The organism is Pseudomonas sp. GW822-FHT06B12 (genome assembly GCF_058799675.1).
Window position 1 is genome coordinate 121646 of sequence record NZ_JBXALR010000006.1, and the last position, 25880, is coordinate 147525.

At 59.7% G+C, this 25880-nt stretch carries 23 protein-coding genes and 1 other RNA gene; 18 read left to right on the top strand and 6 right to left on the bottom strand.

Going from position 1 to position 25880, the window contains the following annotated elements:
- Nucleotides 1-50 precede the first annotated feature (50 nt).
- Both AC1RKH_RS15220 and AC1RKH_RS15225 read right to left on the bottom strand, forming a co-directional pair.
- Nucleotides 51-413, bottom strand: coding sequence for a YraN family protein (locus AC1RKH_RS15220; RefSeq protein ID WP_123425022.1), 363 nt, complete (start codon nucleotides 411-413; stop codon nucleotides 51-53).
- Nucleotides 413-2224 (bottom strand): penicillin-binding protein activator, encoded by a 1812-nt coding sequence (locus AC1RKH_RS15225; RefSeq protein WP_123425023.1) that lies wholly within the window; start codon nucleotides 2222-2224, stop codon nucleotides 413-415. The genes AC1RKH_RS15220 and AC1RKH_RS15225 overlap by 1 nt, the downstream gene beginning before the upstream one ends.
- A 208-nt stretch (nucleotides 2225-2432) precedes the next feature.
- Between AC1RKH_RS15225 and rsmI the strand changes: the two genes are divergently transcribed.
- The 18 genes from rsmI to lpxC all read left to right on the top strand — a co-directional run bounded on the left by rsmI (nucleotide 2433) and on the right by lpxC (nucleotide 21982).
- A complete protein-coding gene (gene rsmI, locus AC1RKH_RS15230) occupies nucleotides 2433-3305 on the top strand; it encodes a 16S rRNA (cytidine(1402)-2'-O)-methyltransferase (RefSeq protein WP_493062898.1) in 873 nt (290 codons plus the stop codon).
- 75 nt (nucleotides 3306-3380) lie between these two features.
- Nucleotides 3381-3734: RNase P RNA component class A (gene rnpB / locus AC1RKH_RS15235), an RNA gene on the top strand.
- A 402-nt stretch (nucleotides 3735-4136) separates the two neighbouring features.
- Nucleotides 4137-4592: a division/cell wall cluster transcriptional repressor MraZ gene (mraZ, locus tag AC1RKH_RS15240; RefSeq protein ID WP_071553412.1), complete on the top strand. Its 456-nt coding sequence runs from the start codon at nucleotides 4137-4139 to the stop codon at nucleotides 4590-4592.
- Nucleotides 4589-5536: a 16S rRNA (cytosine(1402)-N(4))-methyltransferase RsmH gene (gene rsmH / locus AC1RKH_RS15245; RefSeq protein WP_404942525.1), complete on the top strand. Its 948-nt coding sequence runs from the start codon at nucleotides 4589-4591 to the stop codon at nucleotides 5534-5536. Before mraZ ends, rsmH begins: the two co-directional genes overlap by 4 nt.
- Complete coding sequence (gene ftsL / locus AC1RKH_RS15250) at nucleotides 5533-5826, top strand: cell division protein FtsL (RefSeq protein WP_123425024.1); 294 nt, start codon at nucleotides 5533-5535, stop codon at nucleotides 5824-5826. Before rsmH ends, ftsL begins: the two co-directional genes overlap by 4 nt.
- Entirely contained in the window at nucleotides 5826-7565 is a 1740-nt protein-coding gene (locus AC1RKH_RS15255) for a peptidoglycan D,D-transpeptidase FtsI family protein (RefSeq protein WP_493063022.1), read from the top strand. The genes ftsL and AC1RKH_RS15255 overlap by 1 nt, the downstream gene beginning before the upstream one ends.
- Entirely contained in the window at nucleotides 7565-9028 is a 1464-nt protein-coding gene (locus tag AC1RKH_RS15260; protein ID WP_493062899.1) for a UDP-N-acetylmuramoyl-L-alanyl-D-glutamate--2,6-diaminopimelate ligase, read from the top strand. The genes AC1RKH_RS15255 and AC1RKH_RS15260 overlap by 1 nt, the downstream gene beginning before the upstream one ends.
- On the top strand, nucleotides 9021-10388 hold the full coding sequence (locus tag AC1RKH_RS15265) for a UDP-N-acetylmuramoyl-tripeptide--D-alanyl-D-alanine ligase (RefSeq protein WP_493062900.1): 1368 nt from the start codon (nucleotides 9021-9023) through the stop codon (nucleotides 10386-10388). The genes AC1RKH_RS15260 and AC1RKH_RS15265 overlap by 8 nt, the downstream gene beginning before the upstream one ends.
- A complete protein-coding gene (mraY, locus tag AC1RKH_RS15270) occupies nucleotides 10388-11470 on the top strand; it encodes a phospho-N-acetylmuramoyl-pentapeptide-transferase (protein WP_054595712.1) in 1083 nt (360 codons plus the stop codon). Before AC1RKH_RS15265 ends, mraY begins: the two co-directional genes overlap by 1 nt.
- A 5-nt stretch (nucleotides 11471-11475) precedes the next feature.
- Nucleotides 11476-12822 (top strand): UDP-N-acetylmuramoyl-L-alanine--D-glutamate ligase, encoded by a 1347-nt coding sequence (murD, locus tag AC1RKH_RS15275; protein WP_493062901.1) that lies wholly within the window; start codon nucleotides 11476-11478, stop codon nucleotides 12820-12822.
- Complete coding sequence (gene ftsW, locus AC1RKH_RS15280; RefSeq protein ID WP_493062902.1) at nucleotides 12819-14036, top strand: putative lipid II flippase FtsW; 1218 nt, start codon at nucleotides 12819-12821, stop codon at nucleotides 14034-14036. Before murD ends, ftsW begins: the two co-directional genes overlap by 4 nt.
- Nucleotides 14026-15096 carry an undecaprenyldiphospho-muramoylpentapeptide beta-N-acetylglucosaminyltransferase gene (gene murG / locus AC1RKH_RS15285; protein ID WP_493062903.1) on the top strand — a complete coding sequence of 357 codons (1071 nt, stop codon included), beginning with the start codon at nucleotides 14026-14028 and terminating at the stop codon, nucleotides 15094-15096. Before ftsW ends, murG begins: the two co-directional genes overlap by 11 nt.
- Complete coding sequence (gene murC, locus AC1RKH_RS15290; protein ID WP_123425031.1) at nucleotides 15089-16549, top strand: UDP-N-acetylmuramate--L-alanine ligase; 1461 nt, start codon at nucleotides 15089-15091, stop codon at nucleotides 16547-16549. The genes murG and murC overlap by 8 nt, the downstream gene beginning before the upstream one ends.
- On the top strand, nucleotides 16546-17526 hold the full coding sequence (locus AC1RKH_RS15295; protein WP_493062904.1) for a D-alanine--D-alanine ligase: 981 nt from the start codon (nucleotides 16546-16548) through the stop codon (nucleotides 17524-17526). The genes murC and AC1RKH_RS15295 overlap by 4 nt, the downstream gene beginning before the upstream one ends.
- Nucleotides 17527-17530: 4 nt before the next feature.
- Entirely contained in the window at nucleotides 17531-18397 is an 867-nt protein-coding gene (locus AC1RKH_RS15300) for a cell division protein FtsQ/DivIB (RefSeq protein WP_123425033.1), read from the top strand.
- A gap of 14 nt (nucleotides 18398-18411) precedes the next feature.
- Nucleotides 18412-19674: a cell division protein FtsA gene (gene ftsA, locus AC1RKH_RS15305; protein WP_019693553.1), complete on the top strand. Its 1263-nt coding sequence runs from the start codon at nucleotides 18412-18414 to the stop codon at nucleotides 19672-19674.
- 93 nt (nucleotides 19675-19767) lie between these two features.
- Nucleotides 19768-20958: a cell division protein FtsZ gene (gene ftsZ / locus AC1RKH_RS15310; protein ID WP_123425034.1), complete on the top strand. Its 1191-nt coding sequence runs from the start codon at nucleotides 19768-19770 to the stop codon at nucleotides 20956-20958.
- Nucleotides 20959-21070: 112 nt separating this feature from the next.
- On the top strand, nucleotides 21071-21982 hold the full coding sequence (gene lpxC / locus AC1RKH_RS15315) for a UDP-3-O-acyl-N-acetylglucosamine deacetylase (RefSeq protein WP_007939852.1): 912 nt from the start codon (nucleotides 21071-21073) through the stop codon (nucleotides 21980-21982).
- A 212-nt stretch (nucleotides 21983-22194) separates the two neighbouring features.
- On the opposite strand, the gene AC1RKH_RS15320 is transcribed toward lpxC, so the two are convergent.
- The 4 genes from AC1RKH_RS15320 to AC1RKH_RS15335 all read right to left on the bottom strand — a co-directional run bounded on the left by AC1RKH_RS15320 (nucleotide 22195) and on the right by AC1RKH_RS15335 (nucleotide 25878).
- Nucleotides 22195-22671 (bottom strand): hypothetical protein, encoded by a 477-nt coding sequence (locus tag AC1RKH_RS15320; RefSeq protein WP_493062905.1) that lies wholly within the window; start codon nucleotides 22669-22671, stop codon nucleotides 22195-22197.
- A gap of 99 nt (nucleotides 22672-22770) precedes the next feature.
- On the bottom strand, nucleotides 22771-23565 hold the full coding sequence (locus AC1RKH_RS15325; RefSeq protein ID WP_493062906.1) for an AraC family transcriptional regulator: 795 nt from the start codon (nucleotides 23563-23565) through the stop codon (nucleotides 22771-22773).
- An 11-nt stretch (nucleotides 23566-23576) separates the two neighbouring features.
- Nucleotides 23577-24959 carry an MFS transporter gene (locus AC1RKH_RS15330; RefSeq protein WP_493062907.1) on the bottom strand — a complete coding sequence of 461 codons (1383 nt, stop codon included), beginning with the start codon at nucleotides 24957-24959 and terminating at the stop codon, nucleotides 23577-23579.
- Nucleotides 24960-24969: 10 nt separating this feature from the next.
- Nucleotides 24970-25878, bottom strand: coding sequence for a diiron oxygenase (locus AC1RKH_RS15335; RefSeq protein WP_493062908.1), 909 nt, complete (start codon nucleotides 25876-25878; stop codon nucleotides 24970-24972).
- Nucleotides 25879-25880 lie beyond the last annotated feature (2 nt).

A 25880-nucleotide genomic window follows, 5' to 3' on the forward strand; every position in this document is an offset into this window, starting at 1 on the left:
AAAGCAAAGAGCAAAAGTGTTGAGTGAAGATCGGCCTTGCCTTTGAGCAGTCAGCTGTCAAAGGCGTTCCTTAGCCAGTTCAAATGAGCCGCGCTGCCGTCTATGGCAACCACATCGAAACGGCAGGGGGAGTTGGCCCAGCGCGACTCGCGCTGCAGAAAATACTGCGCGGCGAGTATCAGTTTCTGACGCTTGCGCGCATCGATGCTGCCGAGCGCGCCACCCCATTGGGTGTTTTGTCTGTAGCGGACTTCGACGAATACTACTGTATCGCCGTCAAGCATGACCAGATCAAGCTCGCCGCGTTTACACAACCAGTTCTGCGCCAAGAGGCGCAGACCGTGTTGCTGGAGATGCTTGAGCGCCTGGCTTTCAGCATCTCGACCGCTTTGTTGGCGTGATCTGTCGGGCATCAGCGTGGTGTGTCAGGCAGGCGTTGAACCTGGCCGTTGACGAACTGTGCCCATGGCAGCTGACGTTGAACGCGTTGCGACGACGTCATGCTCAGGGTGCCCGACTGACCTTCGATGGTGCTGTCTGGCAGAGCCTTGAGTTGGCCCAGGCGCGGAGCCAGGCGGTAGGCGTCGACACCCATCGCATAGAGGCGGCCCAGGCTGCCCGCGGCTTGTGGCCATTGGGCGGTTACTTGTCTGCGCAGTGGGTCGTTGGCGTCCAGCAACCATGGGGTTTCGCAGAAGCGAACGCCGTTCATGTCGTTGTACTGGTTCTGGTCGCCGCTGGCACTGAACACGTGGGACGTGGCGTAAACCGGTACGTCACCTGCGTATTGGAAGTTCAGCGTTGGCTTGATCTGTTGAGCCTGTTGCGGTGTCGAGGCGAGGAAAATGAACTCGATATCCTGACGGCGCGAAGGCTGTGCAGCCACTTGCGAGCCTACGGTGCTTTGCAGGCTCTTGGCGCGACCTTCGCTCTGGCGCAGCTGGAACAGGTCGGCAATTTGCTGGGCCAGGGCCACCGGCTGATCAACACGTTCAATACCCACGACGGTGCCGCCGTTGGCTTCCCAATCCTGACGGAAGGCTTTGAGTACGCGATCGCCCCATTCGCCTTTCGGCACCAGGGCAGCAGCGCGATGCAGGCCGTCGGCGCGTGCGCGACGGGAAACTTCGCGGGCTTCGTCCTCGGCCGCCAGACCGAACTGGAACAGTTGGGCCGGACCTTGTTCGCCTTCGCTGTAGTTCAGCGCCAGGGTGGTGATCGGCAGTTGCGGGCGAGCGGCGAGTTGTTTGACCAGCGGTTTTTCCAGCGGGCCGATAACCAGTTGCACGCCGTCGGCTTGTGCCTTGCGATAGAAGTCATCCAGCGAGGTCAGGTGCGAGCTGTCATAGAACTCGATGGCGGGCGGCTTCTGTCCGGCTTGTTGGGCCTGATAGTGCGCGGCCATGAAACCTTCGCGCAGGGCTTTGGCGACCGAAGCCAGCGGGCCGTCTTGCGGCAGCAGCAGGCCGATCTTGCTGACCGGTTGGCTCGCCAGTTCCTTGAGTTTGGTCAGCGGCAGTGGCAGCACAATGGCGGCAGGGTGTTTAGGGTGCTGGGCGCGCCAGTTGTCGATGGCGGCCTGTTGCTGTTCCAGCGTAGCGGCGTTTTTCACCGCCACGGCCAGGCTCATCCAGCCGCCGAGGTCGTCGGTGGTGATGGGTTGCAGTTGATCGGTTGGCAAGGAGGCAATGAGTGCCCAGATGGCCTCATGGTTCTTGCTGGCCGCATCACCGCTAAGCATTGGGGCGATGAAGATGCGCTCGCGGGCGGCGGCCAGGGTCTGGCCGTCAGCTTCAAGGGCACGGGCATGCACGGTGCCGGTGCGCACTTGCTGCTCGACCGGCATTTCACCCAGGCGTTGCAGGCTCGGATGGCTCAGGGCGGTCAGCGCCGCCTTGGGCTGGTTGCGAGTCATCGCCAGTTCGGCGGCCAGGGTGCTGGCAAAAACCTGTTGGCCGGGCTTCAGTTGGTCCATCGGGACCTGTTGAAGGATTTGTGCAGACTGGCCGGCGTTGCCCTGGCGGTAGGCCAGGTCTGCCGCGCTCAGGCGCAACAGGGCGGCCTTTTCCGGAGTTTTGCTGGTGGCAGCCTGTTCGAGCAGTTGCTCGATACTGGCATCCGCAGTCCGTGGAAGTTCGCCAAGGCTGGAGGAGGGCGAGCTGGCGCAAGCCGCCAACAGGGCAGCGAGGCAGAGGGCAGAGAACAGCCGCAGGCAAGCGATCATGTAATGTTCCTGATACTCGATCAAATTAGCGTGGAATTGTACCCAAGCGCTGGCCGGGGCGCGATGTTACTGGCGTTAAACCTTCAATTTAGGTCGTGTAAATGTTACGGAGCTCAAGAAAAGGCTGCAGCGCAAGATGGTCTCGGTGCGCATTTAAAGCGCTTCTACGCGCTACAATGCCGGTTTTACCGATCATGAGGTGTGCGCTTTGACTGCTCCAGGTGCTTTGAATTCCGCTGCTGGCTCGCTTTATGTGGTGGCGACGCCCATCGGCAACCTGGACGACATCAGTGCGCGGGCACTGAAAATCTTGCGTGACGTGGCGTTGATCGCTGCTGAAGACACTCGTCACTCCTTGCGGTTGATGCAACATTTCGGGATCGCCACACCGCTGGCGGCGTGTCATGAGCACAACGAGCGCGATGAGGGCAGTCGCTTCATCACGCGCTTGCTGGCCGGTGACAATGTCGCGCTGATCTCCGACGCGGGTACGCCGCTGATCTCCGATCCGGGTTATCACCTGGTGCGTCAGGCGCGGGCGGCAGGTATCAATGTAGTACCGGTTCCCGGTGCTTGCGCGCTGATTGCGGCGTTGTCTGCGGCGGGGTTGCCATCTGACCGGTTCATCTTCGAAGGCTTTTTGCCGGCCAAGGCCGTGGGGCGACGTGCGCGTCTGGAGGCCATAAAAGAAGAGCCGCGCACACTGATTTTTTACGAAGCGCCGCACCGGATTCTTGAATGCTTGCAGGATATGGAGCTGGTGTTCGGTGCAGAGCGTCCGGCCTTGCTCGCTCGTGAGCTGACCAAAACCTTCGAAACCCTCAAGGGACTGCCGTTGGCCGAGTTGCGGGCATTCGTTGAAAACGATAGCAATCAGCAGCGCGGCGAGTGCGTGGTGTTGGTGGCGGGCTGGTCGGCGCCGGAGAGTGAAGAGGCGGTGAGCAGCGAGGCGATGCGTATTCTCGATCTGTTGCTCGAGGAAATGCCACTCAAGCGTGCCGCGGCTCTGGCGGCGCAAATTACCGGTGAACGCAAGAATGTTCTCTATCAAGTCGCCCTGGATAAACAGAAAGGCGAGTAAGAACGCGGGTTGCAGGGCGGCAAAAGGCTTTTATCGCTTGTTCTTCGGGCTCTCTGCCGTTAACCTTTGCGGCGGAGAGTCGATTGGACAGTCGCTGCCCTCTATGAAAATTAGGGGGGGGAGGAAAGTCCGGGCTCCATAGGGCGAAGTGCCAGGTAATGCCTGGGAGGCGTGAGCCTACGGAAAGTGCCACAGAAAATAACCGCCTAAGCACTTCGGTGCCGGTAAGGGTGAAAAGGTGCGGTAAGAGCGCACCGCACGACTGGCAACAGTTCGTGGCTAGGTAAACCCCACTTGGAGCAAGACCAAATAGGGTCCCAAGGCGTGGCCCGCGCTGGGACCGGGTAGGTTGCTAAAGATGTCCAGTGATGGCCATCGTAGACGAATGACTGTTCAAGACAGAACCCGGCTTATAGATCGACTCTCCACCTTTTTGTTCCTTCGGCTTGAATCTTTGGCGGAAGGACGTGGTAATACTGATTGGCCATCTGCTGACCCCCTGCAGAGGCTCCGATACAGTAGCGATTACCCTCCCTGCTTGAATCAATAGCAGAAGCGCATTTGTAATACCGAAAAAATCTTACTCTTAACAAATCACTTTAACTTCTGAACGTAGCCTTCAGTGCTGCTTCAAGTTATTGAGCCGAATCATCCGCCAAATACTCGTAACCCCTTCTTTTACAGCGCTAAATCTCCGATCTGTAAGGGTTTTCCTTCAATCCGCGCCTTGACGGTGTGGTGGGCGCATTCCTATAGTGTGCGCAAGTGGCGGAAAGTGGCATGAAGTGGGTTTTTTGAGCGTAAAACGCTAAAATTTGGAGAAACGCTGACGTGTTTCGCGGAGCTAACGCTATCAGTCTCGATGCAAAAGGCCGTCTCGCCATGCCGAGCCGGTATCGTGACGAGCTCGTTTCGCGAAGTTCCGGGCAATTAATTGTCACAATTGATGCCGTTGATCCTTGTTTGTGTGTTTACCCACTCGATGAGTGGGAGTTGATTGAAACCAAACTGCGCGCACTGCCTTCGCTTCGCGAAGAGAACCGCCGTTTGCAACGTTTGCTGATTGGTAATGCCGTCGACCTCGAGCTCGATAGCAGTGGTCGTTTTCTGGTTCCACCGCGTCTGCGCGAGTACGCCAAGCTGGATAAGCGCGCGATGTTGGTAGGCCAACTGAACAAGTTCCAATTGTGGGACGAGGATGCCTGGGATGCAGTTTCTGCTGCTGACCTGGCTGCTATTCAACAACCGGGCGCCATGCCTGATGAACTGCGTGATTTGATCCTGTGACTATTGATAGCGGCTTTAACCACATCACCGTACTGCTTGACGAAGCCGTCGAGGCTCTCGCCGTACGCCCTGATGGCTGCTATCTGGATGGCACGTTCGGGCGCGGCGGGCATAGCCGTCTGATTCTCAGTCAGCTCGGTCCCGATGGTCGGTTGCTGGGGTTCGACAAAGATCCTCAGGCGATTGCCACCGGGCAAACGCTAGCGGCCGAAGACGGCCGCTTTGTCGTTGTGCAGCGCAGCTTTGCCGAGCTCGGTTCGGAAGTTGCCGAGCGCGGTCTGGCCGGCAAGGTCAGCGGCGTTCTGCTCGACCTGGGCGTGTCTTCGCCACAGCTCGACGACCCGGAGCGTGGCTTCAGTTTTCTCAATGATGGTCCGTTGGATATGCGCATGGACCCGTCTCGCGGGATCAGTGCCGCAGAGTTCGTCAACACCGCACCCGTCGAAGAAATTGCCCGCGTGTTCAAGGAATACGGCGAAGAGCGTTTCTCCGGTCGTATGGCCCGTGCCGTGGCCGAGCGCCGCGACATCAAGCCCTTCGAGCGTACTGGCGATCTGGCTGAAGTCCTGAAAGTCGCCAACCCTGCCTGGGAAAAGGGCAAGAACCCGGCGACCCGCGCGTTCCAGGGCCTGCGAATTCACGTCAACAACGAGCTGGGCGATCTTGAAGCCGGTCTTGAAGCAGCGCTTGAAGCGCTGGAGATCGGTGGCCGTCTGGTGGTGATCAGCTTCCACTCGCTGGAAGACCGTATCGTCAAACTGTTCATGCGCAAACTGGTCAAGGGTGAAGCCGATAACCTGCCGCGCAACCTGCCGGTGCGGCACGTCGCCTTCGAGCCGAAAATCAAAGTCCATGGCAAAACGCAGACGGCCTCCGAAGCCGAGCTCAAAGCCAACCCTCGTTCCCGTAGCGCTGTCATGCGTGTGGCGGAGAAACTTCGGTGAGCAAGCTCTTCGCCAAGCCACTTCCAGGCGGAAGCTTTTTCATGCTGCTGCTATTTCTCGCCGTATTGGTCTCGGCGATCGGCGTTTCCTATAGCGCTCACTGGAACCGTCAGCTGCTGAACTCGCTGTACAACGAGTTGAGTGTGCGCGACAAGGCGCAGGCAGAGTGGGGCCGGTTGATTCTCGAACAGAGCACCTGGACCGCCCACAGCCGCATCGAAGTATTGGCCACCGAACAGCTGAAGATGCGCATTCCCGGCGCTGCCGAAGTACGAATGGTGGCGCCATGATGAAACTCGAAGGGGCACTCTTTCCGTGGCGGTTTCGCGTGGTGCTCGGCTTGCTGGGTGTCATGGTGGCAGCCATCGCCTGGCGCATTATCGACCTGCAAGTGATCGACCGTGACTTCCTGATCGGTCAGGGCGACGCGCGCAGTGTTCGACACATCCCGATTCCGGCTCACCGTGGTTTGATCACCGACCGCAACGGCGAGCCGTTGGCCGTGAGTACCCCGGTCACCACCCTGTGGGCCAACGCCAAGGAAATGCAACTGGCCAAGGAAAAGTGGCCAGCACTGGCGGCTGCGCTGGGTCAAGACCCTAAAGCCCTGACCGAACGTCTCGAAGCCCAGGCCAATAAAGAATTCATCTATCTGGTGCGCGGGCTGACCCCCGAGCAGGGCCAGGTCGTGCTTGATCTGAAAGTGCCGGGCGTTTACGGCATCGAAGAATTCCGGCGTTTCTACCCGGCCGGTGAAGTCACTGCGCACATGGTCGGCTTTACCGACATCGATGACCACGGGCGTGAAGGCGTGGAGCTGGCTTACGACGAATGGCTGGCCGGTGTCGCCGGCAAACGTCAGGTCATCAAGGACCGGCGCGGCAGACTGATCAAAGACGTTCAAGTGACCAAAAACGCCAAGGCCGGCAAGCCCTTGGCGTTGTCGATTGACCTGCGTCTGCAATACTTGGCCAACCGCGAGCTGCGCAACGCGATCATTGAGAACGGCGCCAAGGCTGGCAGCCTGGTGATCATGGACGTCAAGACCGGCGAGATCCTCGCCATGGTCAACCAGCCGACCTACAACCCGAACAACCGTCGCTACCTGCAACCGGCGATGATGCGTAACCGCGCGATGATCGACGTGTTCGAACCGGGTTCGACCATGAAAGCGATCTCCATGAGCGCCGCGCTGGAAACCGGGCGCTGGAAACCGAGCGACACCGTCGAGGTGTACCCGGGCTCCTTGCAGATTGGCAAGTACACCATCAAGGACGTATCCAAGACCGAAGGGCCGGTGCTCGACCTGACCGGCATTCTGATCAACTCCAGTAACGTCGGCATGAGTAAGGTCGCCTTCGATATCGGCGGCGAAACCATTTTCCGCCTGGCGCAGAAAGTCGGTCTCGGCCAGGACACCGGCCTGGGCTTCCCGGGCGAGCGTGTCGGCAACCTGCCGAATTATCGCGAATGGCGCAAAGCCGAGACGGCCACGCTGTCGTACGGCTACGGTATCTCGGTGACCGCGATTCAACTGGTCCACGCCTTCTCCGCGCTGGCCAACAACGGTCGTATCGCACCGCTGACCCTGATCAAGACCGACAAGGCCCCGCAAACCACTCAGGTGATTCCGGAAACCGTGGCGAAAACCATGCAGGGCATGTTGCAGCAAGTGATCGAAGCACCGCGCGGTGTATTCCGCGCGCAAGTGCCGGCCTATCACGTCGCTGGCAAGTCCGGTACTGCACGTAAGACATCGGTGGGCACCAAAGGCTACGCCGAGAACTCCTACCGCTCGCTGTTCGCAGGTTTTGGTCCCATGAGCGACCCGCGCTACGCGATCGTTGTGGTCATCGATGAACCGAGCAAGGCCGGTTACTTCGGTGGTCTGGTTTCGGCGCCGGTGTTCAGCAAAGTGATGTCCGGAACCCTGCGTCTGATGAACGTTACGCCGGACAACCTGCCGACCACTCAGCAAGCCAACGCTGCCCCGGTCATCCCTGTTAAAACCAATGGAGGGCGCGGCTGATGTCTCTTAGCCTGAACAAGATTTTCGCCCACGCTGGCCGTGATCTGTTGATTCGCGAACTGACCCTGGACAGCCGTAATGTCCGTGCAGGCGACCTGTTCCTGGCCGTCCCCGGTGGCAAGTTCGATGGTCGTGCACACATTGCCGACGCCTTGCAGCGCGGTGCCGCGGCTGTCGCTTATGAAGTTGAAGGCGCGACCGTTCTGCCGATTACCGAAGTACCGCTGATTCCGGTCAAGGGCCTGGCTGCGCAGCTGTCGGACATTGCCGGGCGTTTTTATGGCGACCCGAGCCGCAACCTGAACCTGATTGGCGTGACCGGTACCAACGGTAAAACCAGCGTGACCCAACTGGTCGCGCAGGCGCTGGATCTGCTGGGCCAGCACTGCGGCATCGTTGGCACCTTGGGCACCGGTTTCTACGGTGCACTGGAAAGTGGCCTGCACACCACCCCGAACCCGATTGCCGTACAGGCGACCCTGGCCGACCTGAAAAATGCCGGCGCCAAAGCCGTGGCCATGGAAGTGTCCTCCCACGGTCTGGACCAGGGGCGCGTCACCGCACTGGCGTTCGATGTGGCGGTGATGACCAACCTGTCGCGCGATCACCTGGATTATCACGGGACGATGCAAGCCTACGGCGAGGCCAAGGCCAAGCTGTTCGAATGGAACGATCTGAAGTGCCGGGTGATCAATCTCGACGACGAATTCGGTCGGCAACTGGCCGCTGAAAAACGTGAGTCGCGCCTGATCACCTACAGCCTCGAAGACGCCAGCGCTTATCTGTATTGCCGTGAAGCGCAGTTCGACGACGAAGGCGTGCGCGCTACGTTGGTGACGCCGCAGGGCGAACACCATTTGCGCAGTGCCTTGCTCGGTCGTTTCAACCTGAGCAACGTGCTGGCCGCTGTCGGTGCCTTGCTCGGTCTGGATTACGCGCTGGATGAAATCCTCCGTGTGCTGCCAAAACTCGAAGGCCCGGCCGGTCGCATGCAGCGCCTGGGCGGCGGCACTCAGCCGCTGGTGGTGGTCGATTACGCCCACACCCCGGATGCGCTGGAGAAAGTCTTGATGGCTCTGCGTCCGCACGCCAAGGGCAAATTGCTCTGCCTGTTCGGTTGCGGCGGTGATCGCGATCGCGGCAAGCGTCCGCTGATGGCCGAAGTGGTCGAGCGTCTGGCGGATGGTGTGCTGGTCACCGATGACAACCCGCGCAGCGAAGACCCTGCACAGATTTTCGACGATATCCGCGCCGGGTTTACGGCTGTGGATAACGTCCGTTTCGTCGCCGGCCGTGGTCAGGCGATAGCCCAGTTGATCGCCAGCGCCAGCGCGGATGACGTGATTGTTCTGGCCGGTAAAGGTCACGAGGACTATCAGGAAATCAACGGCGAACGCCATGACTTCTCCGATCTGGTGGAGGCCGATCGTGCCTTGACCGCGTGGGAGGTGGCCCATGCTTAAAGCCTTGAAGTTGAGCGAAGTGGCCGGTCCATTGGCTGGTCGTGTGCTGGCTGCCGATTGCAGTTTCGATGGTGTCAGCATCGACAGCCGGGCAATCAAGCCGGGCCAGTTGTTTGTCGCCCTGACCGGACCACGTTTCGATGGTCATGACTACCTGAACGACGTTGCTGCCAAAGGTGCGGTCGCAGCCCTGGTCGAGCGCGAAGTAACGAACAGCACATTGCCGCAGTTATTGGTCAAGGACACCCGTCAGGCCTTGGGCGAACTCGGCGCGCTGAACCGTGCGGCGTATTCGAACCCGGTCGCGGCGATCACCGGCTCCAGCGGCAAAACCACGGTCAAGGAAATGCTCGCGAGCATTCTGCGCACGCGCGGGCCGGTGCTGGCGACCCGTGGCAACCTGAACAATGACCTCGGCGTTCCGCTGACCTTGCTCGAACTGGCCGCGGAACATACAGCCGCAGTCATCGAACTCGGTGCTTCGCGGATCGGCGAGATTGCCTACACCGTCGGCATGACCAAACCGCATGTGGCCGTGATCAACAATGCCGGGACCGCCCACGTCGGTGAATTCGGCGGGCCGGAAAAAATCGTTGAAGCCAAGGGCGAGATTCTCGAAGGGCTGGACGCCGATGGCGTCGCCGTTTTGAATCTCGACGACAAGGCTTTTGATATCTGGAAAAAACGTGCCGCCGGTCGCCAGGTGCTGAGCTTTGCCCTGAACGATAGCCGTGCCGATTTCCACGCCAGCGATCTGGACCGTGATGCGCGCGGTTGCCCGTCCTTCAAGCTGCACAGCCCGCAGGGTGTCGAGCATGTTCAGTTGAACCTGCTCGGCAACCACAACGTTGCCAATGCTTTGGCCGCCGCGGCGGCTGCCCATGCCTTGGGCGTGTCGTTGTTCGGTATCGCCACGGGGCTGAATGCGGTGCAACCGGTCAAGGGCCGTGCCGTCGCACAACTGGCGACCAATGGCATGCGCGTAATTGATGACTCTTACAACGCGAACCCCACCTCGATGTGCGCCGCCGTTGATATACTCGCCGGCTTTTCCGGCCGCACCGTTCTGGTGCTCGGAGATATTGGCGAGTTGGGCGAGTGGGCGGAGCAGGGGCACCGTGACGTTGGCGCGTATGCCAGTGGCAAGGTTTCCGCGCTTTACGCCGTTGGCCCGATGATGGCGCATGCCGTCGCAGCCTTCGGTGAGCAGGCTCGTCACTTTGCCAATCAGGCTGATCTGATCGCGGCGCTGGGCGCCGAACACGATACAAACACCACTATTTTGATCAAGGGCTCGCGCAGCGCTGCGATGGAAAACGTCGTTGCGGCTTTGTGCGGTTCGAGCGGGGAGAAACATTAATGCTGCTGTTGTTAGCGGAGTATCTGCAACAGTTCTACAAAGGCTTCGCGGTCTTTCAGTACCTGACCCTGCGCGGGATTCTCGGTGTACTGACCGCCCTGTCTTTGTCGCTGTGCCTGGGTCCTTGGATGATCCGCACCTTGCAGAACCGCCAGATCGGCCAGTCGGTCCGTAATGATGGCCCGCAATCGCACTTGTCCAAGTCGGGCACTCCGACCATGGGTGGCGCACTGATTCTGACCGCCATCGGCGTCAGTACCTTGCTTTGGGCTGACCTGCACAACCGCTATGTCTGGGTCGTGTTGCTGGTCACCCTGCTGTTCGGTGCGGTGGGCTGGGTCGACGATTACCGCAAAGTGATCGAGAAGAACTCCCGTGGCTTGCCGAGCCGCTGGAAATACTTCTGGCAGTCGGTGTTCGGTCTAGGCGCGGCGATCTTTCTTTATATGACTGCACCAAGCGCGGTTGAAACGACCTTGATCGTGCCGATGTTCAAAGATGCCAGCATCGCGCTCGGCATTGGCTTCGTGGTCCTGACCTACTTCGTGATCGTCGGCTCCAGCAACGCGGTCAACCTGACGGACGGCCTCGACGGCCTGGCGATCATGCCAACCGTGATGGTTGGCGGCGCGCTGGGGATCTTCTGCTACCTGTCGGGTAACGTGAAATTCGCCGAATACCTGTTGATCCCTTACGTACCGGGCGCCGGTGAGTTGATCGTGTTCTGCGGCGCGCTGATCGGTGCCGGCCTGGGTTTCCTCTGGTTCAACACGTACCCGGCTCAAGTCTTCATGGGTGACGTCGGCGCACTGGCGCTGGGCGCGGCCCTGGGCACCATCGCGGTGATCGTTCGTCAGGAAATCGTTCTGTTCATCATGGGCGGTGTGTTCGTGATGGAAACCCTGTCGGTGGTCATTCAGGTTGCCTCTTTCAAACTGACCGGTCGCCGCGTATTCCGCATGGCACCGATTCACCACCACTTTGAACTCAAGGGCTGGCCCGAGCCACGCGTGATCGTCCGTTTCTGGATCATCACCGTGATTCTCGTACTGGTCGGCCTTGCCACCCTGAAGCTGAGGTAGAACGAGTGTCTCTGATCGCTTCTGACCACTTCCGCATCGTTGTCGGCCTCGGCAAGAGCGGCATGTCCCTGGTTCGCTTCCTGGCGAACCGGGGTGTGTCGTTCGCTGTCGCCGATACGCGGGAAAATCCACCGGAGCTGGCCACGCTGCGCCGTGACTATCCGCAGGTGGAAGTGCGTTGTGGCGAGCTGGATGTCGAATTCCTTTGCCGTGCCGACGAGCTCTACGTGAGCCCGGGCCTGGCCTTGGCGACTCCGGCTCTGCAAGCGGCGGCGGCCCGTGGCGTGAAGCTGTCGGGTGATATCGAATTGTTCGCACGTAACGCGAAGGCGCCGATTGTCGCCATCAGCGGTTCCAACGCGAAAAGCACCGTGACCACCCTGGTCGGCGAAATGGCGGCTGCGGCTGGCAAGCGCGTGGCGGTGGGCGGCAACCTCGGAACTCCGGCGCTCGACCTGTTGAGTGATGACGTCGAGTTGTACGTGATGGAGCTCTCGAGCTTCCAGCTGGAGACCACCGACCATCTGGGCGCCGAAGTGGCCACCGTGCTGAACGTCAGCGAAGACCATATGGACCGTTACAGCGGCCTGCCGGCGTATCACCTGGCCAAGCACCGGATCTTCCGTGGTGCCAGGCAAGTGGTGGTCAACCGTCAGGATGCACTGAGCCGTCCGTTGATGGGCGAGGGCCTACCATGCTGGACCTTCGGTCTGAGCAAACCTGATTTCAAGGCCTTTGGTCTGCGCGAGGAAAATGGCGAGAAGTACCTGGCCTTTGAATTCCAGAACCTGATGCCTGTGCGTGAACTGAAAATTCGTGGCGCGCATAACCAGTCCAACGCCCTCGCGGCATTGGCCCTGGGGCACGCCGTCGGCCTGCCGTTCGACGCCATGTTGTCGAGCCTGCGCACCTTCGCCGGGCTTGAGCATCGCTGCCAGTGGGTTCGTGACCTGGATGGCGTGAGTTACTACAACGATTCCAAAGCCACCAACGTTGGTGCTGCGCTGGCCGCCATCGAAGGTTTGGGCGCGGACATCGAAGGCAAGCTGGTGCTGATCGCCGGTGGCGACGGCAAAGGGGCCGAGTTCAAGGATCTGCGTGATCCGGTCGCGGCCAACTGCCGCGCCGTGGTGTTGATGGGCCGTGATTCCGAACTGATTGGTCAGGCCATCGGCGATGCCGTGCCACTGATTCGCGTCAACTCGCTGGTCGAAGCGGTCGAGCAATGCCGTGCTATCGCCCAGCCAGGCGATGCCGTGCTGCTGTCGCCGGCTTGCGCCAGTTTCGACATGTTCAAGAACTACGAAGAGCGTGGGCATCTGTTCGCTCAGGCCGTGGAGGACTTGGCATGAGCTTGAGAAACATCATCAAGCCGTACCCGTCGCCGATCATCACCGGGCGTGGTATCGATCTCGACTTCCCGATGCTCGCCGGTTGCCTGGCGTTGCTGGGGCTGGGGCTTGTCATGATCGCCTCGGCATCGACCGAAGTGGCGGCGGTGCAATCGGGCAGTGCCCTGTATTACATGATTCGTCACCTGATTTACGTCGTGCTCGGCTTGGGTGCCTGCATCGTCACCATGATGATCCCGATCGCCACCTGGCAACGCCTGGGCTGGCTGATGCTGATCGGCGCGTTCGGTTTGCTGGTGATGGTGATCGTCCCAGGGATCGGCCGTGAGGTGAACGGTTCGATGCGCTGGATCGGTTTCAGTTTCTTCAACGTCCAGCCTTCCGAGATTGCCAAGGTGTTCGTGGTGATCTACCTCGCCGGTTATCTGGTGCGTCGCCAAAAAGAAGTACGTGAAAGCTGGATGGGCTTCTTCAAGCCGTTCATCGTGTTGCTGCCAATGGCCGGTCTGCTGCTGATGGAGCCGGACTTCGGTGCCACCGTCGTGATGATGGCGGCGGCTGCAGCGATGCTGTTCCTGGGCGGGGTCGGGCTGTTCCGTTTTTCCTTGATGGTGGTCCTGGCTGTCGCGGCGGTGGTGTTGTTGATTCAGATGCAACCGTATCGAATGGCGCGCCTGACCAACTTTGCGGATCCATGGGCCGACCAGTTCGGCGCCGGCTATCAGTTGTCTCAAGCATTGATCGCTTTCGGTCGCGGCGAATGGCTGGGCGTTGGCCTGGGCAACAGCGTACAGAAACAGTTCTACCTGCCGGAAGCCCACACTGACTTCGTGTTCTCGGTCCTGGCCGAAGAACTGGGTGCCGTGGGTTCCTTGTGCACGGTCGCACTGTTCGTCTTTGTCTGTATTCGTGGCATGTACATCGGTTTGTGGGCAGAAAAGGCCAAACAATTCTTCGCCGCTTACGTCGCCTACGGCCTGTCGTTCCTATGGATTGGCCAGTTCCTGATCAACATCGGGGTGAACGTCGGCCTGCTGCCGACCAAAGGTCTGACCTTGCCGTTCCTCAGTTACGGCGGTAGTTCGTTGGTGATCTGCTGCGCCTGTCTTGGCTTGCTGTTGCGCATCGAATGGGAGAGTCGAACCCACTTGGGCAGCGAAGAGATGGAATTCAGTGAGAGCGACTTCGCCGAGGAGCCGACCCATGGGCGCTAACGTGCTGATCATGGCGGGCGGCACCGGCGGCCACGTGTTCCCGGCGCTGGCTTGCGCTCGCGAGTTTCAGGCGCGCGGTTACACCGTGCACTGGCTCGGGACGCCACGCGGGATCGAAAACGAACTGGTCCCGAATGCCGGCCTGCCGTTGCACTTGATCAACGTCAGCGGCCTGCGTGGCAAGAGCAAGCTGTCGTTGCTCAAGGCACCTTTTGTATTGCTCAAGGCGATCTGGCAGGCACGTGCGGTCATTCGTCAGCTGAAACCGGTCTGCGTACTGGGCTTTGGCGGATATGTCACCGGCCCTGGTGGTGTAGCGGCCAGATTGGCCGGTGTGCCGGTCATCGTTCATGAACAGAACGCCGTCGCCGGTACCGCCAATCGGTTGCTGGTGCCGTTGGCCGCGCGAGTCTGCGAAGCTTTCCCGGACACCTTTGCTGCCAGTGGCAGCCGGCGCACTACCGGTAACCCGGTGCGCACCGAGTTGTTCCTCGATACACCGCGTTCAGCCCTGGCCGGACGCAAAGCGCGTTTGCTGATTCTGGGCGGAAGCCTGGGCGCAGAACCGTTGAACAAATTGCTGCCTGAAGCCCTGTCGCTGGTTCCTGCCGAACTGCGTCCGGAAGTGTTTCATCAGGCCGGCAAAAACCACGATGAAGTGACTGCCGAGCGCTATCGCACTGCCGGTGTCGAGGCACAAGTGCAGCCTTTCATCAAAGACATGGCCCAAGCCTATGGCTGGGCCGACCTGGTGGTCTGTCGCGCGGGCGCGCTGACTGTCAGTGAGCTGGCTGCTGCCGGTCTGCCCTCGATGCTGGTGCCTTTGCCCCACGCGATCGACGATCACCAGACCCGCAATGCCGAATATTTGGCTCGTGAAGGCGCTGCCTTCCTGATGCCGCAAAGAACGACTGGCGCAGCGGATCTCGCTGCACGCCTGACAGAGGTCTTGATGCAACCGCAACGACTCAACGACATGGCCGGCGCCGCTCGTCGCCTGGCCAAACCTGATGCAACCCGCAACGTAGTCGATATCTGCCTGGAGGTGGTTCATGGTTGAGAATCAGAAAGCCATGCCGCAGCCGGAAATGCGCCGTATCCGTCGCATCCACTTCGTCGGAATCGGCGGTGTGGGCATGTGCGGAATTGCCGAAGTGTTGCTGAACCTGGGCTATCAAGTGTCCGGTTCCGACCTGAAAGCATCGCCGGTGACCGAGCGTCTCGAATCGTTCGGCGCACAGATCTTTATCGGCCACCGCGCCGAGAACAGCGCGAGCGCCGATGTACTGGTGGTGTCGAGCGCCGTGAACACCTCCAACCCGGAGGTCGCGACGGCCCTGGAGCGTCGTATCCCCGTGGTACCGCGTGCCGAAATGCTCGCCGAGCTGATGCGCTACCGCCACGGCATCGCCGTCGCCGGTACTCACGGCAAAACCACCACCACCAGCCTGATCGCTTCGGTGTTCGCCGCCGGTGGTCTGGATCCGACCTTCGTGATCGGCGGCCGTCTGAATGCCGCGGGCACCAATGCCCAGCTGGGCACCAGCCGTTACCTGATCGCCGAAGCCGACGAAAGCGACGCCAGTTTCCTGCACTTGCAGCCGCTGGTGGCCGTGGTCACCAACATCGACGCCGACCACATGGCGACCTACGACGGTGACTTCAACAAGCTGAAGAAAACCTTCGTCGAGTTCCTCCACAACCTGCCGTTCTACGGTCTGGCGGTGATGTGCCTGGACGACCCGGTGGTGCGTGAAATCCTGCCGCTGGTCAAACGTCCGACCATGACCTACGGCTTCAGCGAAGACGCCGACGTACGCGCCATCAATGTTCGCCAGCAAGGCATGCAGACCTTCTTCACTGTGCTGCGTCCTGATCGTGAACCGCTGGATGTCTCGGTGAACATGCCGGGCAATCACAACGTACTGAACTCGCTGGCGACCATCTGCATCGCGACCGACGAGGGCGTCAGCGATGAAGCCATCGTTCAGGGGCTGTCGGGCTTCCAGGGTGTCGGCCGACGCTTCCAGGTCTACGGCGAACTGCCGGTCGAAGGCGGTAACGTGATGCTGGTGGACGACTACGGTCACCACCCGACTGAAGTCGCTGCGGTGATCAAAGCCGTGCGCGGTGGCTGGCCGGAGCGCCGTCTGGTGATGGTTTACCAGCCGCACCGCTACAGCCGCACCCGCGACCTGTACGACGATTTCGTCAATGTACTGGCTGACGCCAACGTGTTGCTGCTGATGGAAGTCTATCCAGCCGGCGAAGAGCCGATCCCGGGTGCTGACAGCCGCAAGCTGTGCAACAGCATCCGCCAGCGCGGTCAGCTCGATCCGATCTACATCGAGCGCGGTGTCGACCTCGCCCCGCTGGTCAAGCCATTGCTGCGTGCTGGCGACATCCTCTTGTGCCAAGGCGCCGGGGATATCGGCGGTCTTGCACCGAAACTGTTGAATAGTCCGTTGTTCGCGGGTGCTGTTGTCGCTCCAAACGAAGGGAAGTTGAAATGACTGCTGCCTACGCCAACCTGTTCTCGACCATCGCCCCGAAAGACTTCGGCCGCGTTGCCGTGCTGTTCGGTGGCAAAAGCGCCGAGCGTGAGGTTTCGCTGAAATCCGGTAACGCGGTGCTTGAAGCGCTGCAGTCCGCGGGCGTGGATGCGTTCGGCATCGACGTCGGCGACGATTTCCTGCAACGCCTGCTGAACGAAAAAATCGACCGCGCCTTCATCATTCTCCACGGTCGTGGCGGTGAAGACGGCAGCATGCAGGGCCTGCTGGAATGCGCAGGGATTCCGTACACCGGCAGCGGCATCCTGGCTTCGGCACTGGCCATGGACAAGCTGCGGACCAAACAGGTCTGGCACAGCCTGGGTATTCCGACGCCACGTCACGCGGTCCTTTGCAGCGAAGCCGACTGTATTTTGGCGGCGACGGAACTGGGCTTCCCTTTGATCGTCAAACCGGCGCATGAAGGTTCAAGTATCGGTATGGCCAAAGTGACTTCGGCAGCTGAATTGATCGAAGCCTGGAAAGCGGCCAGTACCTACGATTCGCAAGTGTTGGTCGAGCAATGGATTCAAGGTCCGGAGTTCACCATCGCCACCCTGCGTGACCAGGTGTTGCCACCGATCGCTCTGGGCACACCACACACTTTCTATGACTACGACGCCAAGTACCTGGCTTCCGATACCCAGTACCGGATCCCGTGTGGCCTCGATAGCGCCAAAGAACAAGAGCTCATGGACCTCACGGCAAAAGCCTGTGAGGCGCTGGGTATCGCCGGTTGGGGACGGGCTGACGTGATGCAGGACGCCGATGGGCAGTTCTGGTTCCTGGAAGTCAACACCGCACCGGGCATGACCGATCACAGTCTGGTCCCAATGGCCGCACGCGCCGCCGGTCTGGATTTCCAACAGTTGGTGTTGGCGATCCTGGCAGCCAGTGTTGCCGGTAACGCTGCCAGTAACAAAGAGCCGCGAGGTTAAGTCCATGCAAGGCGCCCAGCTACGTCATCAGCCCCCCGCACCCGGCCGCAAGCCGGTGCCGCGGGGTGCCAGCCGAATGGTGGCCAAAGAGCCGATGTCGGTGCGCCTGCCGAAAGCCAATTTTGGTTTTCTCAAAGCCTTGTTCTGGCCCGTGCTGCTGGTTGCGTTGGGGTTCGGTACTTACGAAGGTGCACAGCGCTTGCTGCCGTACGCCGACCGGCCGATCACCAAGATCAACGTGCAGGGCGATTTGAGTTACATCAGCCAGCAAGCGGTGCAGCAGCGGATCGCACCGTACGTGGCGGCGAGCTTCTTCACCATCGACCTGGCGAGCATGCGTACCGAGCTGGAACAGATGCCATGGATTGCACACGCCGAAGTGCGTCGCGTCTGGCCTGACCAGGTGGTGATTCGCCTGGAAGAGCAACTGCCCGTGGCCCGTTGGGGTGACGAAGCGCTGCTGAACAACCAGGGGCAGGCGTTTACGCCGCGTGAATTGGCCAACTACGAACATTTGCCACAGTTGTTCGGTCCACAGCGGGCTCAGCAGCAAGTGATGCAGCAGTATCAGGTGTTGAGCCAGATGTTACGGCCATTGGGCTTCTCGATTGCCCGGCTGGAATTGCGTGAACGCGGCAGCTGGTTTCTGACCACTGGCGCGGGTAGCGCGGGCCCTGGGATCGAGTTGTTGCTGGGACGCGATCACCTGGTGGAAAAGATGCGCCGCTTCATTGCCATCTACGACAAGACGCTTAAAGAACAGATTACGAACATTGCGCGCATCGACCTGCGTTATGCCAACGGCCTCGCCGTCGGCTGGCGGGAACCTGCAGCGCCCACGACGGCCCAACCCGCCGTCGCGAAGAATTGAGAAGAGGCAGGACCATGGCAAACGTGCAAAGCGGCAAAATGATCGTCGGTCTGGATATCGGTACCTCCAAGGTGGTGGCGCTGGTAGGCGAGGTCGCGGCCGATGGCCAACTGGAAATCGTCGGTATCGGTACTCACCCCTCCCGCGGCCTGAAGAAGGGCGTGGTGGTGAATATCGAATCCACCGTGCAGTCGATTCAGCGCGCGATCGAAGAAGCGCAACTGATGGCCGGTTGCCGGATTCACTCGGCATTCGTCGGCGTGGCCGGCAATCATATTCGCAGCCTGAACTCCCACGGCATCGTGGCGATTCGTGATCGCGAAGTCAGCTCGGCCGACCTCGAGCGCGTGCTCGATGCCGCCCAGGCCGTGGCCATTCCAGCGGATCAGCGCGTTCTGCACACGCTGCCGCAGGATTACGTGATCGATAACCAGGAAGGCGTGCGTGAGCCTCTGGGCATGTCCGGCGTACGTCTGGAAGCCAAGGTCCACGTGGTCACCTGCGCGGTGAACGCGGCGCAGAACATTGAAAAATGCGTGCGTCGTTGCGGTCTGGAAATCGACGACATCATTCTCGAGCAGCTCGCTTCCGCGTACTCGGTGCTGACCGATGACGAGAAAGAGCTGGGCGTGTGCCTGGTGGACATCGGTGGCGGTACCACCGACATCGCGATCTTCACCGAAGGCGCGATTCGTCATACCGCGGTGATCCCGATTGCCGGTGATCAGGTGACCAACGACATCGCCATGGCGTTGCGCACTCCGACCCAGTACGCCGAAGAAATCAAGATTCGCTACGCCTGTGCCCTGGCCAAGCTGGCCGGTGCCGGTGAAACCATCAAGGTCCCAAGTGTCGGTGACCGTCCGCCACGCGAGCTGTCCCGTCAGGCCCTGGCCGAAGTGGTCGAGCCGCGTTACGACGAGCTGTTCACGTTGATCCAGGCCGAGCTGCGTCGCAGCGGCTACGAAGACCTGATCCCGGCCGGCATCGTGCTGACCGGCGGTACCTCGAAGATGGAAGGCGCGGTCGAGCTGGCCGAAGAGATTTTCCACATGCCGGTTCGCCTGGGTGTACCCCATGGCGTCAGAGGCCTGGACGACGTAGTGCGCAACCCGATTTATTCCACCGGTGTTGGTTTGCTGATGTATGGCCTGCAAAAGCAGTCCGACGGCATTTCCTTCTCCGGGATCAGCAGCAGTCGCGATAGCTACAACAACGACGAGGCCAAGAGCCCGTTGATCGATCGCATCAAAAGCTGGGTCCAGGGCAATTTTTAAGAAGCAGTTTCAAGCGGCAAGCAACAAGCGACAAGCAGTAAAAGCAGTAGGCGCAGTAGGCGAAAAAAACTAGAGAATGTAAGGAGAGGGAAAATGTTCGAACTCGTAGACAACATCCCCGCAAGCCCGGTTATTAAAGTTATCGGTGTTGGCGGTGGCGGCGGCAACGCTGTGAATCACATGGTCAAGAGCAACATTGAAGGCGTTGAGTTCATCTGCGCCAACACTGATGCCCAGGCGCTGAAAAGCATCGGCGCGCGGACCATCCTGCAACTGGGCACCGGCGTGACCAAAGGTCTGGGTGCTGGCGCGAACCCTGAGGTCGGTCGTCAGGCCGCTCTGGAAGACCGCGAGCGCATCGCCGAAGTGCTGCAAGGCACAAACATGGTGTTCATCACCACCGGCATGGGCGGCGGTACCGGTACCGGTGCTGCGCCGATCATTGCCGAAGTGGCCAAGGAAATGGGGATCCTCACCGTTGCGGTGGTGACCCGTCCGTTCCCGTTCGAAGGCCGCAAGCGCATGCAGATCGCCGACGAAGGTATCCGTCTGCTGTCTGAAAGCGTCGACTCGTTGATCACCATTCCCAACGAGAAGCTGCTGACCATCCTCGGTAAAGACGCCAGCCTGCTGTCGGCTTTCGCCAAGGCTGACGACGTTCTGGCCGGTGCCGTTCGCGGTATCTCCGACATCATCAAGCGTCCGGGCATGATCAACGTCGACTTCGCCGACGTCCGTACCGTGATGAGCGAAATGGGCATGGCGATGATGGGCACTGGCTGCGCCAGCGGTCCGAACCGTGCGCGTGAAGCGACCGAAGCGGCGATCCGCAATCCGCTGCTCGAAGACGTGAACCTGCAAGGTGCACGCGGTATTCTGGTGAACATCACCGCCGGTCCTGACCTATCCTTGGGTGAGTACTCCGACGTGGGTAGCATCATCGAAGCGTTCGCTTCCGAGCACGCCATGGTCAAGGTCGGTACCGTTATCGATCCGGACATGCGCGACGAGCTGCACGTGACCGTGGTTGCCACAGGTTTAGGCGCAAAAATCGAGAAGCCGGTGAAGGTTATCGACAATACCGTTCATACCTCCATGGCTTCCCAGTCGCAACCGGCACCCGCTCGTCAGGAACAGCCTGCGGTGAACTACCGTGATCTGGACCGTCCGACTGTCATGCGCAACCAGGCTCAGGCCGGTGCTGCGACTGCCGCGAAGATGAATCCACAAGACGATCTGGACTACCTGGACATCCCGGCATTCCTGCGTCGTCAGGCCGATTGATGGAATGTATCAGGGCTATGAAGTTGATTGGTGTTCAGCAAAGGTCTGGTCTGCTATTATCGCCAGCCTTTGTTGATACCAGTTCGCAATTTGCGCTGAAGCGGCCCAAGCCATGATTAAACAACGCACACTGAAAAATATTATCCGTGCCACAGGTGTAGGCCTGCACTCCGGGGAGAAGGTATACCTGACCCTCAAGCCAGCACCTGTAGACACCGGCATCGTGTTTTGTCGTGCCGACCTGGACCCTGTGGTGCAGATTCCTGCTCGCGCGGAAAACGTTGGTGAAACCACTATGTCGACGACACTGGTCAACGGTGACGTCAAAGTGGACACGGTGGAGCATTTGCTCTCGGCCATGGCTGGCCTGGGCATCGATAACGCCTACGTCGAGCTCTCCGCGTCCGAAGTCCCGATCATGGATGGTAGCGCTGGACCCTTCGTATTCCTGATTCAATCGGCTGGCCTGGAAGAACAGGACGCAGCCAAGAAGTTCATCCGGATCCTGCGTGAAGTGACAGTGGAAGACGGCGACAAGCGCGCCACTTTCGTCCCTTTCGAAGGCTTCAAAGTGAGCTTCGAGATCGATTTCGATCACCCGGTGTTCCGTGACCGCACTCAAAGTGCCAGCGTGGATTTTTCCAGCACTTCGTTTGTAAAAGAAGTCAGCCGCGCCCGGACCTTTGGTTTCATGAGTGATATCGAGTACCTGCGCAAGCACAACCTCGCACTCGGCGGTAGCGTTGAAAACGCCATCGTGGTCGACGCGGATGGTGTACTGAACGAAGACGGCCTTCGCTACGAAGACGAATTCGTGAAGCACAAGATCCTCGATGCAATTGGTGACCTCTACCTGCTGGGCAATAGCCTGATTGGTGAGTTCAAAGGCTTCAAGTCGGGCCATGCACTGAACAACCAGCTTCTGCGCAAATTGATTGAGCAGACAGATGCTTGGGAAGTCGTGACCTTTGAAGACGCCAGCACTGCACCGATCTCTTACATGCGCCCAGTTGCGGCCGTGTAAGCAAAAACCTCTCTAGTTTTTAAAGGCTGCCTTCGGGTGGCCTTTTTTTATGGGTGCGCCAGGCATGGCGCGTTGCGCGCAAACGAAAACGCAACCAGCTTGGCTGTGGTAGCCATGCTGGTGACTTGGTGGTGGAAGTCCTCTACACACCCGGCAGGGGAAGTGTTAGCCGACGCTGCGCTTTATTTTTCGGTTGTATGCCAAGTGGTGCATCAGAAGATTTTCAGGGTTAACAGATTCAGGTCCAGGTGGCTGTGCAGCAGCATCACCAGCAGGATCAGAGACGTGCACGCCGCCTGACCTAAAACCCCCAGATGAATCTGCCGAGCAGCCGGCAGCCAATGCTCGGCGCCTGGGCTCGTTGCCTCAAGGACTGCGTTGGCCGGGTCGCGCAAACGTTTTTCGACCACCGAATCAAGGACGAAGATGGCGACGCTGAGTAGAAACCACACCTCGAAACTACGCTGCCAATCCTTCAGCCAGAACATCAGAATACCGCTGAGGATCAGCCCCCAACCGGCAACGTTATACAAGCGGTCACTGAAAGCCAGGCCTCCCAGCAACAACGGTTTGGTCGCATCGCTGCAGTTTTTGAGCCGTGCCGAAAGCCAGGGGGCAAACAGTAATGGGCCGGTAGCGGCCACTGCCGCCAGTGCGTGAACGATCTTGAACACTTCGTAGTGGATCATTAGTCATCAACCTCATTGATTGGAGGTGTCTAGGCTAAGACAGCACTGCGTAGTCCAAAATGGTTCAGAAGGACGGATGATCGAACAGAACCGACATATTTACGCCAGGCCCGCCAGCACGTCAGTGCTCGCGACCTGCAAGGTACTGCGCACCTTGCCTGGGCTGCTGCCTGTGATACGCCGAAACCAGTGACCAAACGAATCGCCCGAGGCAAATCCCAGGTGCTGCGCCAGGGTCTCGTTGGTGTTCTCGACCGCCAGGCCACGGTATGCCTCTACGAGCAGCAGGCGGTTGTGCCAGTCCGTGTAGCGTAAACCGGTATCCTTGCGAAACAGGCGCGCCAGAGTCCGCTCGGTTGCGCCAACCTCGCGACCCCATTCGGTCAGGTTCTTACGCATCCCGGGCCTGGCAATCAGTTGCTCGGTGACACGCTTGAGCCGTGCGTCACGCGGCAAAGGCAGGACCATATTGCTGGGCGCCAGTTCTTCGATGTCCTCGAACAACAATTGCAACATGCTGCCGCGCCGTTGTTCGGAAAGCGGCCGAGTGCCTTCCTCGGCCAATCGGTCGCACAGGGCGATGATCAACAGGGATGCATCGATCAGCTTGACGCTCGGCGAGAAGCGTTCGCACAGTTCAGGGCCAAGGTACAAGACCGTGAGGTCTACCTGGGTGTAAGCCTCACCAGCATGCAAGGTCTGTGGCGGAATCCAGACCGCCATTCCCGGTTTGAGCAACCAGCGTTGCTCGACGGCATTGCCATGAAGCACGCCCTTTTTCACTAACACGAATTGCCCGAGGTGGTGTCGATGAGGCTCGCTTTCCTCATCGGCCACCTTGGTCAACTGCCTTTCAATAACCACTGCTGCGTGATCCATGTCAGCGAAATTCATTGCTACTCCGTCTACCCTTTTTGCGGTCCACCGCGCGAAGGCAGTCCAAAGGCGAAGAGTAAACCGACCGTCATCAAAAGGCCAAGCAGCAGAAAAGTGATCTGGTAGGCCCGGTCGGGCGGCAGGTACAGCTCAATAGCTACCATCGCATTGACGCCGAACGCCGCGCCAAGGTTACGCAGAAATTGCACCGTGGACGTGTAGGCTCCCAACTGATCATGCGGAGCGCTGTTCTGCGCGAGCACCAGGGTTGTAGTGGCTGTCAAACCCATCCCCAACCCGACCAGCACCTGGCCTGCACCAATGACCAACCACTGTGACCATTGCAGTCCTGCAGCCAACCCCATGCAACCGAGCATCAGCATCGACATCCCGACGACCGCCATGGGCCTGAACCCGACGCTCGCCAGGCGCTTGCCACAGACGGTCGCTCCTGCCACCCAGCCTAACGCGGCCAGCATGATCAGCACCCCTGTCGACAATGCGCTGCCCGGCGAACGGCTGAGGGCGATTGGCAACAAGCTGACCGTGGCGTACAAGCCGATGCTCGAGATGACCACCAAAGCCATGACCGCTCCCAGCACCGGCCGATCAAAGAAACCCAGCGGCACCGGACTGCCAGCGGGTGTCGCGCGTACTCGAGCTACCAGTGCCACAAGACTGATGAGCATCACAATCGCCAGCGTCGATATCGAGTGCGGGATCATGTCAAGGTGCTGACTGCCCAACATGAACAGCCCTGCACAAGCCGCGATGGCCAAAAGCCCCTGCGCTATGGGGTCCACAGCCCTGGCTGATTGACCTCGGCCGATCGCGGGTGTGAAAAACAGCACCGCCAATGCCAAAAAGCCCAGCGGCAGATTGAGCCAAAAAACTGCACGCCAACTTAAGGTGCTGCCCAGTACCGTACCGACGACGGGGCCCAGCACTGCAGCCAGACCCCAGACGCTGCTGAGCATTCCCTGCATGCTGGCACGCTTGGGCCCTTCGAAGATCGATGCCAGCATCGAGTAGGAAAGCACGATGATGCCGCCTGCCCCGACGCCTTGCAGGGCCCTGCCTGCAATCAGCGTGACCATACTCTGGCTACTGGCAACCACTGCCGACGCGGCGATGAAGATCAGCAGGCTGACTTTCATCATCGAAGAAACCCCGAACCGATCAGCCAGTGCGCCGGTCAGCGGCGCAATGAGTGCCAGAGGCAGCAGGAAGCCCGAGACAACCCAGGGATAGAGCGTCGTATCCTGCATTTGCGCATTGATCTGCGGCAGTATGGTGCTGACCGCAGTGCTGTCCATGGCAGCGAGGAACAGAACGACGAGCACTGCCAGGACGCTCAGGGAATGCTTCTCCTGGCTGACCGAGTCATTTGCTGCAAGCGTTTGCGGCTTCATGTCGGTTTCCTCAGTGGAAGTATTGGGTGTGAATCGCGTTGGCCCGGGAAAACTCCCGCACGATGGCCGCAGTATCGACATCCATGTGCTCATCGACATTGCGAATCAGGTCGTGCGACTGGACGATCTCTCTGAAGCGCAGCGTCATGTCCAGCTGAGTACTGGCGGCCATATTGTCTTGCGCGTAATCCAGATCGAACGCCGCCTTGATTTGCTCGGCACTGGTAATGGACAACTGAGTGTTCATCGCCTCGGTGTCCTGGATCAATTGGTGCATTCGCCGACGTTCAGACGCGCTGAATGAGGGGATCACTTGCTCAAAAATGAAGTGATCACACTGAATGTGTCGCGCCTCATCCAGACCATGAAAATGCAGCAGGCGGGTCAGCAGGCTCTGCTGCATCGGGTCGAGCACCTTCAACCGCCGCTCGAAAACCGTGATGACGGACTCACCTACATAGGCGGTTGCACAAAGGGCGGCCAGTTTGACGATAGGTGAGTCGTTGCCGTCGTAGAGTGCGCGCCGCTCGTTGAACAGATTGTCCTTGAGCTTTATATCGCGCCCGGACAAGTGCCTGATGTACTGATAGAAGCTACTGGCGTGGTTGATTTCTTCCGAGGCGAAACACGACAACGCGCCATACAGGGCGTCGCCTGCCGCCAGGACATTACTGCTGTCGGCCTGCACTTCGCAGAGGATCCGCGTCATAGTGTTGGCGACGTGCATTTCGATTTCGGCCAACTGCCCCAGCTCCTTGTACAAATAAGCCACGGCCTTTTCCGGCTGGTCGGCTTGCCCGACCAGGGCTTTTGACAGGAACTGCAATTCGGCATCGGTGCGTGCGCACTCCCACTCCATGCGATTGGGGTGCAGATAATTGATGTGAGCCAGTTGGTTGATGGCTTTCAAGGCATTCATGG

Excerpts from the sequence above, each read along its gene's own strand:
- AC1RKH_RS15220 (WP_123425022.1), bottom strand. The coding sequence starts at position 413 with ATGCCCGACAGATCACGCCAACAAAGCGGTCGAGATGCTGAAAGCCAG.
- AC1RKH_RS15225 (WP_123425023.1), bottom strand. The coding sequence starts at position 2,224 with ATGATCGCTTGCCTGCGGCTGTTCTCTGCCCTCTGCCTCGCTGCCCTG.
- AC1RKH_RS15255 (WP_493063022.1), top strand. The coding sequence starts at position 5,826 with ATGAAACTCGAAGGGGCACTCTTTCCGTGGCGGTTTCGCGTGGTGCTC.
- AC1RKH_RS15260 (WP_493062899.1), top strand. The coding sequence starts at position 7,565 with ATGTCTCTTAGCCTGAACAAGATTTTCGCCCACGCTGGCCGTGATCTG.
- AC1RKH_RS15265 (WP_493062900.1), top strand. The coding sequence starts at position 9,021 with ATGCTTAAAGCCTTGAAGTTGAGCGAAGTGGCCGGTCCATTGGCTGGT.
- mraY (WP_054595712.1), top strand. The coding sequence starts at position 10,388 with ATGCTGCTGTTGTTAGCGGAGTATCTGCAACAGTTCTACAAAGGCTTC.
- ftsW (WP_493062902.1), top strand. The coding sequence starts at position 12,819 with ATGAGCTTGAGAAACATCATCAAGCCGTACCCGTCGCCGATCATCACC.
- murG (WP_493062903.1), top strand. The coding sequence starts at position 14,026 with ATGGGCGCTAACGTGCTGATCATGGCGGGCGGCACCGGCGGCCACGTG.
- murC (WP_123425031.1), top strand. The coding sequence starts at position 15,089 with ATGGTTGAGAATCAGAAAGCCATGCCGCAGCCGGAAATGCGCCGTATC.
- AC1RKH_RS15295 (WP_493062904.1), top strand. The coding sequence starts at position 16,546 with ATGACTGCTGCCTACGCCAACCTGTTCTCGACCATCGCCCCGAAAGAC.
- AC1RKH_RS15300 (WP_123425033.1), top strand. The coding sequence starts at position 17,531 with ATGCAAGGCGCCCAGCTACGTCATCAGCCCCCCGCACCCGGCCGCAAG.
- ftsA (WP_019693553.1), top strand. The coding sequence starts at position 18,412 with ATGGCAAACGTGCAAAGCGGCAAAATGATCGTCGGTCTGGATATCGGT.
- ftsZ (WP_123425034.1), top strand. The coding sequence starts at position 19,768 with ATGTTCGAACTCGTAGACAACATCCCCGCAAGCCCGGTTATTAAAGTT.
- lpxC (WP_007939852.1), top strand. The coding sequence starts at position 21,071 with ATGATTAAACAACGCACACTGAAAAATATTATCCGTGCCACAGGTGTA.
- AC1RKH_RS15320 (WP_493062905.1), bottom strand. The coding sequence starts at position 22,671 with ATGATCCACTACGAAGTGTTCAAGATCGTTCACGCACTGGCGGCAGTG.
- AC1RKH_RS15325 (WP_493062906.1), bottom strand. The coding sequence starts at position 23,565 with ATGAATTTCGCTGACATGGATCACGCAGCAGTGGTTATTGAAAGGCAG.
- AC1RKH_RS15330 (WP_493062907.1), bottom strand. The coding sequence starts at position 24,959 with ATGAAGCCGCAAACGCTTGCAGCAAATGACTCGGTCAGCCAGGAGAAG.
- AC1RKH_RS15335 (WP_493062908.1), bottom strand. The coding sequence starts at position 25,878 with ATGAATGCCTTGAAAGCCATCAACCAACTGGCTCACATCAATTATCTG.